Annotated in this window: 10 protein-coding genes, 1 tRNA gene and 2 pseudogenes; all 13 read right to left on the reverse strand. The window is 62.0% G+C overall.

The window, feature by feature from the left end; genetic code table 11:
• Positions 1 to 495 (reverse strand): GTP-binding protein (locus tag OR16_RS29580; RefSeq protein WP_006162328.1); only part of this gene is annotated, 495 nt, incomplete at its 3' end.
• A gap of 117 nt (positions 496 to 612) precedes the next feature.
• Positions 613 to 1,083 (reverse strand): 30S ribosomal protein S7, encoded by a 471-nt coding sequence (gene rpsG, locus OR16_RS29585; protein ID WP_006162329.1) that lies wholly within the window; start codon positions 1,081 to 1,083, stop codon positions 613 to 615.
• A 224-nt stretch (positions 1,084 to 1,307) separates the two neighbouring features.
• A complete protein-coding gene (rpsL, locus tag OR16_RS29590) occupies positions 1,308 to 1,685 on the reverse strand; it encodes a 30S ribosomal protein S12 (protein WP_006162330.1) in 378 nt (125 codons plus the stop codon).
• 385 nt (positions 1,686 to 2,070) lie between these two features.
• A pseudogene (gene recQ, locus OR16_RS29595) lies at positions 2,071 to 3,938 on the reverse strand (DNA helicase RecQ).
• 284 nt (positions 3,939 to 4,222) lie between these two features.
• Positions 4,223 to 8,467 (reverse strand): DNA-directed RNA polymerase subunit beta', encoded by a 4,245-nt coding sequence (rpoC, locus tag OR16_RS29600; protein ID WP_006162332.1) that lies wholly within the window; start codon positions 8,465 to 8,467, stop codon positions 4,223 to 4,225.
• Positions 8,468 to 8,600: 133 nt separating this feature from the next.
• Positions 8,601 to 12,431, reverse strand: a pseudogene (rpoB, locus tag OR16_RS29605) (DNA-directed RNA polymerase subunit beta).
• A gap of 411 nt (positions 12,432 to 12,842) precedes the next feature.
• Complete coding sequence (rplL, locus tag OR16_RS29610) at positions 12,843 to 13,214, reverse strand: 50S ribosomal protein L7/L12 (RefSeq protein WP_006162333.1); 372 nt, start codon at positions 13,212 to 13,214, stop codon at positions 12,843 to 12,845.
• Positions 13,215 to 13,290: 76 nt separating this feature from the next.
• Positions 13,291 to 13,839 (reverse strand): 50S ribosomal protein L10, encoded by a 549-nt coding sequence (gene rplJ / locus OR16_RS29615; RefSeq protein ID WP_006162335.1) that lies wholly within the window; start codon positions 13,837 to 13,839, stop codon positions 13,291 to 13,293.
• Positions 13,840 to 14,270: 431 nt separating this feature from the next.
• Complete coding sequence (gene rplA, locus OR16_RS29620) at positions 14,271 to 14,966, reverse strand: 50S ribosomal protein L1 (protein WP_006162337.1); 696 nt, start codon at positions 14,964 to 14,966, stop codon at positions 14,271 to 14,273.
• Entirely contained in the window at positions 14,967 to 15,398 is a 432-nt protein-coding gene (gene rplK / locus OR16_RS29625; protein ID WP_006162338.1) for a 50S ribosomal protein L11, read from the reverse strand.
• 208 nt (positions 15,399 to 15,606) lie between these two features.
• Complete coding sequence (gene nusG, locus OR16_RS29630) at positions 15,607 to 16,188, reverse strand: transcription termination/antitermination protein NusG (protein WP_006162340.1); 582 nt, start codon at positions 16,186 to 16,188, stop codon at positions 15,607 to 15,609.
• 10 nt (positions 16,189 to 16,198) lie between these two features.
• Positions 16,199 to 16,579: a preprotein translocase subunit SecE gene (gene secE / locus OR16_RS29635; protein WP_006162342.1), complete on the reverse strand. Its 381-nt coding sequence runs from the start codon at positions 16,577 to 16,579 to the stop codon at positions 16,199 to 16,201.
• 61 nt (positions 16,580 to 16,640) lie between these two features.
• Positions 16,641 to 16,716: transfer RNA gene (locus OR16_RS29640), tRNA-Trp, on the reverse strand.
• Positions 16,717 to 16,825 lie beyond the last annotated feature (109 nt).

The raw sequence follows: 16,825 nt of genomic DNA on the forward strand, positions 1-16,825 counted from the left end.
GCTTGCCTTCAGGCGGGTCTTCAGCTGGTCGTAGACCTTGAAGAAGTTCGCGCCGGTACGGTCCATCTTGTTGACGAAGGCCAAGCGCGGCACACCGTACTTGTTAGCCTGGCGCCAGACGGTTTCCGACTGGGGCTGCACGCCACCCACTGCGCAGTAGACCATGCAAGCGCCATCCAGCACGCGCATGGAGCGCTCCACCTCAATGGTGAAGTCCACGTGGCCCGGGGTGTCGATGATGTTGATGCGGTGTTCCGGGTAATTGCCGGCCATGCCCTTCCAGAAGGCGGTGGTCGCAGCGGAGGTGATCGTGATGCCACGCTCCTGTTCCTGCTCCATCCAGTCCATCGTGGCGGCGCCATCGTGCACTTCACCGATCTTGTGGTTCACACCGGTGTAGAACAGGATGCGCTCGGTCGTGGTGGTTTTACCCGCGTCAATGTGAGCCGAGATACCGATATTGCGGTAGCGCTCAATGGGAGTCTTACGAGCCACTTTAATCCTCTATTCGTCCGTGAGACGCCGGCATCTCATTGCCAACGCCCGTAACACAAACGGGCGAGCGTGTGAAAACACAGCCCGCCCGGCAACCAACCGCGTAACTCGCGCGCTTTAGAAGCGGAAGTGCGAGAACGCCTTGTTGGCTTCAGCCATGCGGTGCACTTCGTCGCGCTTCTTCATCGCGCCGCCACGGCCTTCCGATGCTTCCAGCAACTCACCTGCCAGGCGCAGCGCCATCGACTTCTCGCTGCGTTTTTTCGCGGCCTCGCGCAACCAACGCATCGCCAATGCCAAACGACGCGACGGACGGACTTCGACCGGAACCTGATAGTTGGCGCCGCCCACGCGACGGCTCTTCACTTCGACCACCGGCTTCACGTTGTTGATCGCAACGGAAAACACTTCAACGGGGGCCTTGCCTGCCTTCTTTTCGATCTGGTCGAACGCGCCATAGACGATACGTTCGGCAACCGACTTCTTGCCGTCCAGCATCAGGACGTTCATGAACTTGGCAACTTCAACGTTACCGAACTTCGGATCGGGCAGGATATCCCGCTTGGGGACTTCACGACGACGTGGCATCTTCTTTCCTTTAGATTCAGTTGAGAGCGCGGCTATTTCCCGCTCTCCGGCCACCAACTAGCTTGCCTTCCATTGAGGCAAATTCGCCGGGTGACCACTTACTCGACGGCACGGCGCGACAAACGCTCCGTTGTACCGCCGCCTGGTGACAGCACCATGACGCAATCGCCACAGGCCATCGTTTGTTGCTTCGGGCTTTGTGCCCGGCTTGCCTGGCGTTAGCCTTAAGCAGCCTTCGGACGCTTCGCGCCGTACTTCGAACGTGCCTGGCGACGATCCTTCACGCCTTGCAAGTCCAGCGAGCCACGGACGATGTGGTAACGCACACCCGGCAAATCCTTCACACGGCCGCCGCGGATCAGCACGACCGAGTGTTCTTGCAGGTTGTGGCCTTCACCGCCGATGTACGAGATGACCTCGAAACCGTTGGTCAGGCGCACCTTGGCGACCTTACGCAGTGCCGAGTTCGGCTTCTTCGGCGTCGTGGTGTACACACGGGTGCACACGCCGCGACGCTGGGGGCAGTTCTCAAGTGCAGGGCTCTTGCTCTTTACGACTTCAGAGACACGCGGCTTGCGAACCAGTTGGTTGATAGTTGGCATTGTTCAATCCAGCTTGGTTTTACGGAAAACACCCCTGGGCCAGCTTGGTTTTACGGAAAAACACCCCTGGGGCCACAAGCAATGGGCCGGAGAGGCAACGACGGGTTTTGGGCGGGAAAAGTGAGCGAGCGCTCTTGAGACGGACCTGTGGAGGAACAGACTGGCCAAAGAACGCGAGCTCGCCTGGGATCCCGCTGCGACCACACCACCAGAGCATCACACGATCCCCTTGGCGGGCTTGCCGATTGCGAACCGAAGGCCACAATTACGACAGGCGAGCGAAATCCAAAGCCAAAAACTCGAATCTGACATGCTAGCAGCGAGTACGTAAACCGTCAAGCGGCTTCTGACAGAGGCGAGCCTCTCCGCTCGGCGTGGCCGGACGTCAAAAGTCCTCCACGGCACCCAGCGTTTCCAGGATGGCGTCGCCGTAGCGCTCCAGCTTGGCGGCGCCGATACCGGGGACCTCGGCCATCGCCGTCAACGAATCCGGTGCGCTGCGCGCCAGTTCGGCCAGCGTGGCGTCATGGAAAATCACATAGGCCGGCACGCCATGTTCGCGTGCCGTCTCGGTGCGCCATTTGCGAAGGGCCTCCCAGTTGGCCAGCGCCTCGGCGTCCATGCCGGCGGTATGGTCGGTGCGCGTCCCGGTGGAACCGCGCGCCCCGCGTTCGCCGCTCTTGGCGGGCTTGCTGACCTGCCGGCGCAGGGTGATCGGCATTTCGCCCTTGAGGACAGCGCGGGCAGAGTCGCCCAGCAGCAAGGCGCCATGACCGCCGTGGTCGATCACCAGCAGGCCGTGGGCGATCAACTGGCGGAAAATGGCGTGCCACTCGGAGACGGAGCGGTCCGCCCCGATGCCGAAGGTAGACACCTTGTCGTGGCCCCACTGCCGGATTTTTTCCGACGCGTTGCCGCGCAGCACGTCGACCATATGGGTCGCGCCGAAATGGACGCGGCTCGCCTGCGCGGTGCGGTACACGCAGGACAGCGCCATCTGCGCTTCGCGCGTGCCGTCCCAGGTGGCGGGCGGCTCCAGGCAAGTGTCGCAGTTGCCGCAGGGCTCGCTGGTTTCGTCGAAGTATCCCAGGATGCGCACGCGGCGGCAGCCGGCGGTCTCGCACAGGCCGAGCAGGGCATCGAGCTTGGCGGACGAGACGCGCTTGTGTGCGTCATCGGCCTCGGACTCGTCGATCATCCGCTTTTGCTGGACCACGTCGCCCAAGCCGTAGGCCATCCAGGCGTTGGCCGGCAGGCCATCGCGGCCGGCGCGGCCAGTTTCCTGATAGTAGCCTTCCATGCTCTTGGGAAGGTCCAGGTGGGCAACGAAGCGAACGTCCGGCTTGTCGATGCCCATGCCGAAGGCGATGGTGGCCACCATGATCACGCCCTCTTCCTCACGGAAACGCGCCTGGTGGTGCTGGCGCACGCCCGCATCCATGCCGGCGTGATACGCCAGGGCATTGAGGCCCTGGGCACTGAGGTAGCTTGCCGTGTCCTCCACCTTCTTGCGCGACAGGCAGTAGACGATGCCGCTGTCGTGCGTGCCGTCGGCAGCCAGGTGCTCGGCCTTGATAAAGGCCAGTAGCTGCTGGCGCGCGTTGTCTTTCTCGACGATGCGGTAGCGGATATTGGGGCGGTCGAAACTGGAGACGAAGACGCGGGCATCATGCAGCGCGAGGCGCTCGACGATTTCCTCGCGCGTGACGGAATCCGCGGTGGCGGTCAGGGCGATGCGCGGTACTTCCGGGAAGCGCTCGTGCAGCACCGAAAGCTGGATGTACTCAGGCCGGAAGTCATGGCCCCACTGCGATACGCAGTGCGCTTCGTCGATGGCAAACACGCCGATACGGGTACGCTGGAGCAGGTCCTGAAAACGCGGCGTCATATCAGCCGCTCGGGCGCCACATAGAGGATTTCCAGCCGGCCGGCGAGCAGATCGCGCTCCACCGCGGAGGCTTCCGCCCCGCTGAGCGTCGAGTTGAGCACGGCCGCGCGCACGCCCGCCTCGGACAGCGCCGCGACCTGGTCCTGCATCAGCGCGATCAGCGGCGACACCACGATGCCGGTGCCCTGCCCGGCCCGCTGCCGCAGCAGCGCGGGAATCTGGTAGCACAACGACTTGCCGCCGCCGGTCGGCATCAGGACCAGGCAATCGCCGCCATCGGCCACGTGGTCGATGATCTCCCCCTGCCGGCCGCGGAAGGCGTGGTAGCCGAAAACATCCTTGAGAATCGCCAGGGCGCGCGACATAGCAAACAGCTTAAAAAAGGGGTGGAACCGCGAAAGGCGTAACCATACCACCAAGGGCGCGGCTAACTACTTCGGGCTGTGACGAATGTTCCCGGATTTCTTTCGCCCGGCGGCGCACGGCGCACGGGTCAGTGCCTCCGCAGCAAAGCATGCGCGCGACGAATAAAAATGACTGAATGGGGCGATAGAAAATAAAACCAGATAGGGAACGACAGGCAAAAAAAACCCGGCCACCAGGGCCGGGCTTCTTCATGCAGCTTGCTTGCAGGTTCAGGCTGGCAGTCTTAGACCGCGTCGCCCTCGCCTTCGGTCGTCGCCGGCACCACCGGCGGCTCGATGAAGAGCGACTGCTCTTCATCGGAGATCGCCTGGGCGCGTTCGCGCTCGGCCGCCTCGCGCGCCTTGCGGGCGCGGTGGTAGGCCAGACCCGTACCAGCGGGGATCAGTCGGCCAACGATCACGTTTTCCTTCAGACCACGCAGGTCGTCGGTCTTGCCCATGATCGCGGCTTCGGTCAGCACGCGGGTGGTTTCCTGGAACGATGCCGCCGAGATGAAGCTGTCGGTGGACAGCGACGCCTTGGTGATACCGAGCAGCAGGTTGTCGTACGTGGCCGGACGCTTGCCTTCGGCGATCACGCGATCGTTCTCGTCGAGCAGTTCCGAACGCTCCACCTGTTCACCCGGGATGAACTTGGTGTCGCCCACATCCGAGATCTGCACGCGGCGCAGCATCTGGCGCACGATCACTTCGATGTGCTTGTCGTTGATCTTCACGCCCTGCAGACGGTACACGTCCTGCACTTCGTCGACGATGTAATGCGCCAGTTCCTCGATGCCCTTCAGGCGCAGGATGTCGTGCGGGTCCGCCGGACCTTCCACGATCATTTCGCCCTTGTTCACCACCTGGCCATCGTGCACCAGGACTTGCTTTTCCTTGGTGATCAGGAACTCGTGGGCGTTGCCGTCCAGGTCCGTAATCACCAGGCGTTGCTTGCCCTTGGTGTCCTTGCCGAACGACGTGGTACCGGTGACCTCCGCCAGCACGGCGGCGTCCTTCGGCGAGCGCGCTTCGAACAGCTCGGCCACACGCGGCAGACCCCCGGTAATGTCGCGGGTCTTTTGCGATTCGGTCGGGATACGTGCAAGCACTTCACCCACGTGCACTTGCTGGCCGTCCTTCACGGTAATCAGCGCGCCGACCTGGAAGCCGATGGTCACGGAGTGGTCCGTGCCCGGGATCTTCACTTCCTGGCCGTTCGCGTCGAGCAGCTTCACCTGCGGGCGCAGGCCCTTGGTGGCAGCCGTACGGCGCTTGGCATCGATCACCACGAGGGTCGACAGGCCGGTGACTTCGTCCATCTGCTTGGCGACGGTCACGCCTTCTTCGACGTTCTCGAACTTGGTCGTGCCGGTGTACTCCGACACGATCGGGCGCGTCAGCGCGTCCCACGTAGCCAGCTGCGTACCAGCCTTGATGGCCTGGCCGTCCTGCACGAGCAGCATGGCGCCGTACGGGATCTTGTGGCGCTCGCGCTCGCGGCCGTGGTCGTCGGTGATCAGCGATTCGCCCGAACGCGAGATGACGATCAGCTCGCCCTTCGCATTGGTGACGTAACGCATGGTCGCCGTGAAACGCACGGTACCGGTTGCCTTTGCTTCCACGCTCGAGGCCACTGCCGAACGCGATGCCGCGCCGCCGATGTGGAACGTACGCATGGTCAGCTGGGTGCCCGGCTCGCCAATCGACTGGGCGGCGATCACGCCAACCGCTTCGCCGGAGTTCACCAGCACGCCGCGGCCGAGGTCGCGGCCGTAGCACATGCCGCACAGGCCGTAGCGCGTGTCGCACGACAGCGGGGTGCGCACCTTCACTTCGTCCACGCCGATGGCGTCGATCATGTCGACCAGGTCTTCGTCCAGCAGGGTGCCGGCCTCGATCGCGGTTTCCTGGGTTTCAGGGTTCACCACGTCCGACACCGTCACACGGCCGAGAATCCGGTCGCGCAGGGCTTCGATCACTTCACCACCCTCGACCAGGGCCTTCATGGCCACGCCGTTGGTCGTGCCGCAATCGTCTTCCACCACCACCAGATCCTGCGTCACGTCGACCAGACGACGGGTCAGGTAACCCGAGTTCGCGGTCTTCAGTGCCGTATCCGCCAGGCCCTTACGCGCGCCGTGGGTGGAGATGAAGTACTGCAGAACGTTCAGGCCTTCACGGAAGTTCGCCGTAATCGGCGTTTCAATGATCGAGCCATCCGGCTTGGCCATCAGGCCACGCATGCCGGCCAGCTGACGGATCTGCGCAGCGGAACCGCGCGCGCCCGAGTCGGCCATCATGTAAATCGAGTTGAACGAGTCTTGCTTCACGGTGTTGCCGTGACGGTCGATCACGTCTTCGTGCTGGAGCTGCTCCATCATCGCCTTGCCCACCTGGTCGCCGGCGGCGCCCCAGATGTCCACGACGTTGTTGTAGCGTTCCTGGTCGGTCACCAGACCCGACATGTACTGCTTGTCGTATTCCTTCACCTTGGCAGCCGCATCGGAAATGATCTTTTCCTTTTGCGGCGGCACCAGCATGTCGTCGATGGCGATCGAGATACCAGCGCGCGTTGCCAGGCGGAAGCCCGACTGCAGCAGCTTGTCAGCGAAGATCACGGTCTCGCGCAGGCCGCACTTGCGGAACGCGGTGTTGATCAGGCGCGAGATTTCCTTCTTCTTCAGCGGCTTGTTCAGCACCGAGAAAGGCAGGCCCTTCGGCAGGATCTCGGACATGATCGCGCGGCCGACCGTGGTGGCCTGCAGCGTGATCTTGGGCGCGAAGCGGGCGTCGCCCACTGCGTCCTTGTCGACCAGTTCATACTCGGTGATACGCACGTTCACGCGCGAAGCCAGTTCGACTTCCTTGTTCTCGTAGGCGCGGATCACTTCGCTGATGTCGGCAAACGTCAGGCCTTCGCCCTTGCCGTTGATCTTGTCGCGGGTCGTGTAGTACAGACCCAGCACCACGTCTTGCGACGGCACGATCGACGGATCGCCGTTGGCCGGGAACAGCACGTTGTTGGAGGCCAGCATCAGGGTGCGGGCTTCCATCTGCGCTTCCAGCGACAGCGGGACGTGCACAGCCATCTGGTCACCGTCGAAGTCGGCGTTGAACGCCGCGCAGACGAGCGGGTGCAGCTGGATGGCCTTGCCTTCGATCAGCACCGGCTCGAACGCCTGGATGCCCAGGCGGTGCAGCGTCGGCGCGCGGTTCAGCATGACCGGATGCTCGCGGATCACCTCTTCGAGGATGTCCCACACCACCGCGGTCTGGCTTTCCACTTCCTTCTTCGCCGCCTTGATGGTGGTGGCGATGCCCATCGTTTCCAGCTTGTGGAAAATGAAAGGCTTGAACAGCTCGAGCGCCATCAGCTTGGGCAGGCCGCACTGGTGCAGCTTGAGGGTCGGGCCCACCACAATGACCGAACGGCCGGAGTAGTCGACGCGCTTGCCCAGCAAGTTCTGGCGGAAACGGCCGCCCTTGCCCTTGATCATTTCGGCCAGCGACTTCAGCGGACGCTTGTTGGCGCCCGTCATGGCCTTGCCGCGGCGACCGTTGTCCAGCAGCGAGTCAACCGCTTCCTGCAGCATGCGCTTTTCGTTGCGCACGATGATTTCAGGCGCCTTCAGTTCCAGCAGGCGCTTCAGGCGGTTGTTACGGTTGATGACGCGGCGATACAGGTCGTTCAGGTCCGAGGTGGCGAAACGGCCGCCATCCAGCGGTACCAGCGGACGCAGTTCGGGCGGCAGCACCGGCAGCACTTCCAGGATCATCCATTCCGGCTTGATGCCCGAACGCTGGAACGCTTCGAGTACCTTCAGGCGCTTGGCGAACTTCTTGATCTTGGCTTCGGAACCGGTGGTCTGCAGCTCGGCGCGGATCGTTTCGATCTGCTTTTCGATGTCGATGCCGCGCAGCAGTTCACGGATGCCTTCGGCACCCATCATGGCCACGAACTCGCCTTCGCCGTACTCTTCGCACTTGGCGATGTAGTCGTCCTCGGACATGATCTGGCTCTTCTTGAGCGGGGTCATGCCGGGTTCGAGCACCACGAATGCTTCGAAGTACAGGACGCGTTCGATGTCACGCAGCGTCATGTCGAGCACCATGCCCAGACGCGACGGCAGCGACTTCAGGAACCAGATGTGCGCGGTCGGCGCGGCCAGTTCGATGTGGCCCATGCGCTCGCGGCGCACCTTGGCCAGCGTCACTTCAACGCCGCACTTCTCGCAGATCACGCCACGGTGCTTCAGGCGCTTGTACTTGCCGCACAGGCATTCGTAGTCCTTGATCGGGCCAAAGATCTTGGCGCAGAACAGGCCATCACGCTCGGGCTTGAAGGTCCGGTAGTTGATGGTTTCCGGCTTCTTCACTTCACCGTACGACCACGAACGAATCTTCTCTGGCGATGCCAGACCGATCTTGATCGCGTCGAACTGCTCTTCCTGCTGAACCTGCTTAAAGAGATCGAGCAATGCTTTCATTGCAACTCCTTGTTTCGCCGCCAGCCCGACATCATGTCGGGCCCGCGGCATTCATCCTGTGGGAAAACCGTAGCGGGCAATCGGCGGTAGGCGGGCTGTTTAGAACCGGCCTACCGCGCACTCTCGATCCGAATCAATAGCGATCGAGGTCGATGTCGATACCCAGCGAACGGATTTCCTTCACCAGCACGTTGAACGATTCCGGCATGCCGGCATCGATCGAGTGCTCGCCCTTGACGATGTTCTCGTAGACCTTGGTCCGGCCGTTCACGTCATCGGACTTGACCGTCAGCATTTCCTGCAGCACGTAGGAGGCGCCATAAGCTTCCAGCGCCCACACTTCCATTTCACCGAAACGCTGGCCACCGAACTGCGCCTTACCACCCAGCGGCTGCTGGGTCACCAGCGAGTACGGGCCAGTCGAACGGGCGTGCATCTTGTCGTCGACCAAGTGGTGCAGCTTCAGCATGTGCATCACGCCGAGCGTAACCGGACGCTCGAACGCTTCGCCGGTACGGCCGTCGTGCAGCGTGACCTGTTGCTTGGAAGCGGTCAGTCCCATGTCGCGGGCGATCGCTTCCGGATACGCCAGGTCCAGCATGCGGCGGATCTCGTCTTCGTGCGCACCATCGAACACCGGCGTGGCGAACGGAACACCCTTCTTCAGGTTGCTCGCCAGTTCCAGCACTTCGGCGTCGGACAGGCTGACTTCGGCGTCGGACAGGCTGTCGAGGTCTTCCGGCTTGCCGCTCTCGTTGTAGATCTGGGCGAGCAACGGACGCAGTTCCTGCGCCTTCGCCTGTGCCTTGAGCATGGAGCCGATACGCTGGCCCAGGCCGCGCGCGGCCCAGCCCAGGTGGGTTTCCAGAATCTGGCCCACGTTCATCCGCGACGGCACGCCGAGCGGGTTCAGCACGATGTCGGCGGGCGTGCCGTCGGCCATGTAGGGCATGTCTTCGATCGGGACGATCTTCGACACAACACCCTTGTTGCCGTGACGGCCTGCCATCTTGTCGCCAGGCTGCAGGCGGCGCTTGACGGCCAGGTACACCTTGACCATCTTGATCACGCCCGGCGGCAGTTCGTCGCCTTGCGTGAGCTTCTTGCGCTTTTCTTCAAAGGCCAGGTCGAACTCGTGGCGCTTTTGCTCGATGGCTTCCTTGACGGCTTCCAGCTGGGCAGCGACTTCCTCGTCGGCCGGGCGGATGTCGAACCAGTGGTACTTGTCCAGGTCGGCCAGGTACTCGCGGGTCAGCTTGGCGCCCTTGGACAGCTTCTTCGGACCGCCATTGACGGTCTTGTCGAGCAGCAGGCGTTCCAGACGCTGGAAGGCATCGCCTTCCACGATACGCAGCTGGTCGTTCAGGTCCAGGCGGTAGCGCTTGAGTTCATCGTCGATGATCGACTGGGCACGCTTGTCGCGGGTCACGCCTTCACGGGTGAAGACCTGGACGTCGATCACGATACCGCTCATCCCCGAAGGAACGCGCAGCGAGGTGTCCTTCACGTCCGAAGCCTTCTCGCCGAAGATCGCGCGCAGCAGCTTTTCTTCCGGGGTCAGCTGGGTCTCGCCCTTGGGCGTGACCTTGCCGACCAGCACGTCGCCGGCTTCCACTTCGGCACCGATATAGGTGATGCCGGACTCGTCCAGACGCGCGAGCTGCGCTTCGGCGAGGTTGGAGATGTCGCGGGTGATTTCTTCCGGTCCCAGCTTGGTGTCACGGGCGACGACCGACAGTTCCTCGATGTGGATCGAGGTGTAGCGGTCTTCGGCAACCACGCGCTCGGAGATCAGGATCGAATCTTCGAAGTTGTAGCCGTTCCACGGCATGAACGCCACCAGCATGTTCTGGCCGAGCGCGAGCTCGCCCAGGTCGGTCGAGGCGCCGTCGGCGATCACGTCGCCACGGGCGACGAAATCCCCAACCTTGACCATCGGCCGCTGGTTGATGTTGGTGTTCTGGTTCGAGCGGGTGTACTTGATCAGGTTGTAGATGTCGACGCCGACTTCACCGGCGACAGCTTCCTCATCGTTCACGCGAATCACGATACGCATTGCGTCGACGTAATCCACCACGCCGCCACGGGTCGCCTGGACGGCAGTACCCGAGTCGACCGCAACGGTACGCTCGATGCCGGTACCCACCAGCGGCTTGTCCGGACGCAGGCAAGGCACGGCCTGGCGCTGCATGTTGGCGCCCATCAGTGCACGGTTCGCATCATCGTGCTCGAGGAACGGCACCAGCGACGCCGCGGCCGAAACGATCTGCGAAGGCGCCACGTCGATGTACTGGACGCGGTCCGGCGTGACCATGCGGGTTTCCCGCTCGCTACCTTCACGCGACGACACCAGTTCGTCGATCAGGGTACCGTCGGCGTCAACCGTCGCGTTGGCCTGCGCCACCACGTACTTGCCTTCTTCAATGGCGGACAGGTAGTCGACCTGGTCGGTCAGCTTGCTGTCGACCACCTTGCGGTACGGCGTTTCCAGGAAGCCGTACTCGTTCAGGCGTGCATACAGTGCCAGCGAGTTGATCAGGCCAATGTTCGGGCCTTCCGGCGTTTCGATCGGGCACACGCGGCCATAGTGGGTCGGGTGCACGTCACGCACTTCAAAGCCTGCGCGTTCGCGGGTCAAACCGCCCGGGCCCAGTGCGGAGACACGACGCTTGTGCGTGATCTCGGACAGCGGGTTGGTCTGGTCCATGAACTGCGACAGCTGCGACGAACCGAAGAACTCGCGGATGGCCGAGGAAATCGGCTTCGAGTTGATCAGGTCGTGCGGCATCAGGTTTTCGGTCTCGGCCTGGCCCAGACGTTCCTTGACAGCGCGCTCCACGCGCGACAGGCCGGCACGGAACTGGTTTTCGGCCAGTTCGCCGACGCAGCGAACGCGACGATTGCCCAGGTGATCGATGTCATCGACCTCACCCTTGCCGTTGCGCAGGTTGACCAGGATCTTGATGGTCTCGAGGATGTCCTCGTCCTGCAGCACCATGCTGCCTTCACCGCTCGGGCGGCCCAGGCGGCTGTTGACCTTCATGCGGCCAACGCGCGACAGGTCATACGACTCTTCGCTGTAGAACAGGCGCTGGAACAGCGCTTCCACCGCGTCTTCGGTCGGCGGCTCGCCGGGACGCATCATGCGGTAGATGGCGATACGCGCAGCGGTCTGGTCGGCCGTGTCGTCCACGCGCAGGGTCTGCGACATGTACGGACCTTGGTCCAGATCGTTGGTGTACAGGGTCTGGATCTGCTTGACACCGGCTTCGCGCAGGTTTTCCAGCACGGTTTCGGTCAGCTCGTCGTTGGCGTTGGCAATCACTTCGCCGGTATCCGGGTCGATGATGTTCTTCGCCAGCACGCGGCCGAGCAAATAGTCTTCCGGCACGCTGATCAGCTTGGTGCCTGCGGAATCCTAAGGAATAATCCGTGCCGAGAACAGCAGCTTGCCCGAGCTGTGGGTCTTGCCCTTGTCGTGTTCGAAGAACACGCCAGGCGAACGGTGGAGCTGCGAAACGATCACACGCTCGGTACCGTTGATGACGAAGGAGCCGGTCGACGTCATGAGCGGAATTTCGCCCATGTAGACTTCCTGTTCCTTGACTTCCTTGACCTTGCCCGGATTTTCCCGATCGTTGATGATCAGGCGCACCTTGGCACGCAGCGCCGAGTGGAAGGTCAGGCCACGCTGTTGACATTCCTTGACGTCGAACGGCGGGTTGGAGAGGTGGTAGGAGACGAACTCCATACGGGCGAGCCCGTTGTGCGACACAATCGGGAAGATTGCACTGAAAGCCGCTTGCAGGCCCTCGGTTTTGCGACGCGAGGGTGGCGCACCCTCTTGCAGAAACTGAGCGTAGGATTCAATCTGGGTGGCAAGCAGGAAAGGAACCTGATGAACCGTCGCGCGCTTCGCAAAACTTTTGCGAATGCGCTTCTTTTCGGTGAAGCTGTACGCCATGGGATCTCCGAATCATCGCAGGGCTGGCTGGACCTGGCGCAGCACCTGAGGTGTTCAGCGACTGGGAGGGGATTTGGCGGTTGGCCGCTACCAACCTCTGGCTGACGGTGTCCGCACGCTGCGAGCCGGCAGAAACGACGCAATGCGTCATGCCGGCCCGGGGGACACCCGACCAAACTTGTCTTCTGCAGTCGGTTCAGAAGACAAACATCAGCAACCACCTAGTGTGCCACTGATGTTTGGCCTCTGCTCAAGCTTAGGCATGCGCCCAGCTATCAAGCATCGTTTGCGCCATTTGTTCGCGCTTCCGAGTGCATAGTAAAACACACATCGCAGAAGCGCAAAAAGGCTGGCGCCGGGAATCTCCCTTTGCCAGCCCCATTCGCGTGCCAAAAGGCACGCGAGTACAGCTTACTTGACTTCGACCTTTGCGCCGGCGTCTTCCAGCTTCTTCTTGGCGTCGGCTGCAGCAGCCTTGTCCACGCCTTCCTTGACAGCCTTCGGTGCGCCGTCAACCAGATCCTTGGCTTCCTTCAGGCCCAGGCCGGTGATTTCGCGAACAGCCTTAATCACGCCAACCTTGTTTGCGCCGATTTCCGACAGGATAACGTTGAACTCGGTTTGCTCTTCAGCGGCAGCAGCGCCGGCGCCCGGGGCAGCAGCCACGGCCATCGAAGCGGCGGACACGCCAAACTTTTCTTCGAACGCCTTGACCAGGTCGTTCAGTTCCATCACGGACATCGAGCCTACGGCTTCGAGGATGTCGTCTTTGCTGATTGCCATTTGGAATACTCCTGCTAAATGTGATTCGGTATCGGTAATGCGATCTTGATGAGCCAGGCTGCGAAAGGCTTACGCCTTAAGCAGCTGCGCCTTCGCTCTCGGCGGCGGCGGCAGCGCCTTCGCCTTCGGCAGGGGCGCCTTCGCTCTTCTTGGCGGACAGGGCGGCCAGCAGACGGGCGAAGCCCGACACCGGTGCCTGCATCACGCCGAGCAGCTGAGCAATCAGTTCGTCACGGCTCGGGATCGAGGCCAGTGCCTTGACGGCAGCAGCATCGAGCACGTTGCCGTCGTACGACGCTGCGCGCAGAACCAACTTGTCGTTGGTCTTGGCAAAGTCGTTCAGAACCTTGGCCGACGACACTGCATCTTCGGAAATACCGTAGATCAGCGGACCGGTCATTTGCTCTGCGAGGCCGGCAAACGGCGTGCCTTCCACGGCGCGGCGGGCCAGCGTGTTCTTCAGAACACGCAGGTACACGCCTTGCTCGCGGGCCTTGGCGCGCAGCTTGGTCAGATCGCCAACCGCAATGCCGCGATATTCGGCGACGACGATGGTCTGGGCTTTAGCGACTTGCGCCGAAACCTCAGCAACGACGGCCTTCTTATCTTCAATATTAAGTGGCACGGTTAAGCTCCAAAACGATGCTTGTTCCCCGGATCGTCCGGGGTACGCACATCAGTCCAAACGAACGGCGTCCGATTTGGCCCGAATCACCCGGGTCATTGCCCGGATTCTCCAATCCCTCGGGTGCGCCATCTGCGCTGGTGGGCCGGGTGACGTCGCGGCAGGCCAAAGCCACGCTGCGTACGTTCCGTCCGATTAAGGCGAGGCAGCCAACCTGCGGCCGCGCCCGCCACCAGCGGTCTTTGATAACCAGCGGTGCCTGCTCCGCGCTTGCGCGCCGGCGGACACCACTGCCCAAAGCCTTGCTCCTTCGTCCCGCGGTGTCCTATCGGGCACCGCCTGACTCGGGAGACGATCCCGGCCTGGGCCAGGATCTCCAATTCTTGACGCGGGGCGACGTTATCGGGTCCGCCCTGCGATTGCCGACAGCCTTAGGCCGACAGCGAAGCCTGTTCCACGCGAACGCCAACGCCCATGGTGGACGAGACAGCGATCTTGCGCAGGTACACGCCCTTGCTGGTAGCCGGCTTCGACTTCACCAGGGCTTCGATCAGTGCGCTCAGGTTGCGCTTCAGATCGGCGTCCTGGAACGAACGGCGGCCGATGGTGGCGTGGATGATACCGGCCTTGTCGACACGGTATTGCACCTGACCAGCCTTGGCGTTCTTCACAGCCTGGGCCACGTCGGGGGTAACCGTACCAACCTTCGGGTTCGGCATCAGGCCGCGCGGGCCGAGGATCTGACCCAGCGTACCAACGATACGCATCGTGTCCGGCGAGGCGATCACGACGTCGAAGTTCAGGTTACCGGCCTTGACTTGCTCAGCCAGGTCTTCCATACCGACGATTTCAGCGCCAGCTGCCTTGGCAGCTTCGGCCTTTTCGCCTTGGGCGAACACAGCCACGCGAACCGACTTGCCGGTACCTGCGGGCAGCACGACGGAGCCACGAACCACCTGGTCCGACTTCTTCGCATCGATGCCGAGTTGGACGGCAACGTCGATGGATTCGTCGAACTTGGCCGATGCGCAACCCTTCACCAGGCCCAGGGCCTCGTCGATCGGGTAGAACTTGGTGCGCTCGATCTTCGCCTTGTTGGCGGCGGTGCGCTTAGAAACCTTAGCCATTTACAGACCCTCCACGGTGATGCCCATCGAGCGAGCCGAACCGGCGATGGTACGCACGGCGGCGTCCAGATCGGCAGCGGTCAGGTCAGCGTTCTTTGCCTTGGCGATTTCTTCAGCCTGGGCACGCGTGATCTTGCCAACCTTGTCGGTGTGCGGCTTGGCCGAACCCTTGGTCAGGCCAGCTGCCTTCTTGATCAAAACGGTCGCCGGGGGCGACTTCATCACGAAGGTGAAGCTCTTGTCGGCGAAGGCGGTAATCACCACCGGCACCGGCAGGCCGGGTTCCATGCCTTGGGTCTGCGCGTTGAACGCCTTGCAGAACTCCATGATGTTCAGACCGCGCTGACCCAGTGCAGGGCCCACGGGCGGGGAGGGATTTGCCTTACCAGCCGGAATTTGCAGCTTGATAAAGCCAATGATCTTCTTGGCCATATTTACTCCAATCCGGACCGCTTCCTGGCGGAATGCGATCCTGTTGAGTCGTAGCGCGCTATCGCTGCAGGGATGGTTCATCCACCCCAGCCAGCCTCACGCTCCTCTTGTGGCCAGCCCCTTTCGAGACTGGCCGCTGCATTTTTCGCTGACCTTGCGGCCAGCATAAAATGCGAAAACCTTAAACCGCGTAGACCACTTAAACCGCTTAAACCTTCTCGACCTGGCCGAACTCGAGCTCGACCGGGGTGGCACGCCCGAAGATGGTGACCGAGACGCGCAGGCGCGATTTCTCGTAGTTCACTTCCTCGACGTTGCCGTTGAAGTCGGTGAAAGGGCCGTCCTTGACGCGAACCATTTCGCCCACTTCGAACAGGGTCTTGGGACGCGGCTTCTCGACCCCTTCCTGCATCTGGGTCATGATCTTGTCGACTTCCTTCTGGGAAATCGGGCTCGGGCGGTTGCGCGCGCCACCCACGAAGCCAGTGACCTTGCTGGTGTTCTTCACCAGGTGCCAGGTCTCGTCGGTCATTTCCATCTCGACCAGCACGTAACCGGGGAAGAAGCGACGTTCGGTGACAGACTTCTGCCCACCCTTGATTTCAACGACTTCTTCGGACGGGACCAGGATGCGGCCAAACTTGTCCTGCATTTCGGCGCGCTCGATGCGCTCCTGCAGCGCGCGCTGCACACTCTTTTCCATGCCGGAATAGGCGTGCACCACGTACCAGCGCTTCTTCGACGAAGGCGATTCAGCTGCGGGGACTTCCTGTTGTGCGTTATCCGTCATGTTCTATCCTTCATTTCCAGCCCAGCACGAGCGAAAAGATGACCCACTCGATGAGCTTGTCCGCGGACCACAGGAACACGGCCATGATCACGACAAAGACAAACACCAGGCCCGTCATCTGCCCGGCTTCCTTGCGGGTGGGCCAAACGACCTTGCGGACTTCACGATACGATTCCTTGGAGAAACCGATGAAGTCCTTGCCTGGCGCCGATACCAGCGCGACCACCACGCCCAGCGCAATGCCGCCGAACAGCGCAGCGCCACGCACGTAGGACGGTTGCTGTGCCAGGGCATAGAAACCGATGACGCCGGCAACCACCAGTAGCACCGCGGCGCCAAGCAGCCACTTACCACTGGCGGCGTTGACGGTTTCGACGTTGGGATTGGCCATGTTTCGCAAACGAGACTAAGCCGCGTCACGATACTCTCTATCGCGACGCGGCTGATTGAATTGGCAGGGGCAGAGGGAATCGAACCCCCAACCTTCGGTTTTGGAGACCGACGCTCTGCCAGTTGAGCTATACCCCTAAAACAACTGTGGGGTCGGCGATTAGGCCAACCCCTCTGGCAACGAATACGGCCGGTTGGTGCCGTATCCGCTGTTCGACTTTATCAGTCGAGGATCTTTGCCACGACG

This window comes from Cupriavidus basilensis OR16 (assembly GCF_000243095.1).
GTDB classification, from domain to species: domain Bacteria; phylum Pseudomonadota; class Gammaproteobacteria; order Burkholderiales; family Burkholderiaceae; genus Cupriavidus; species Cupriavidus basilensis_D.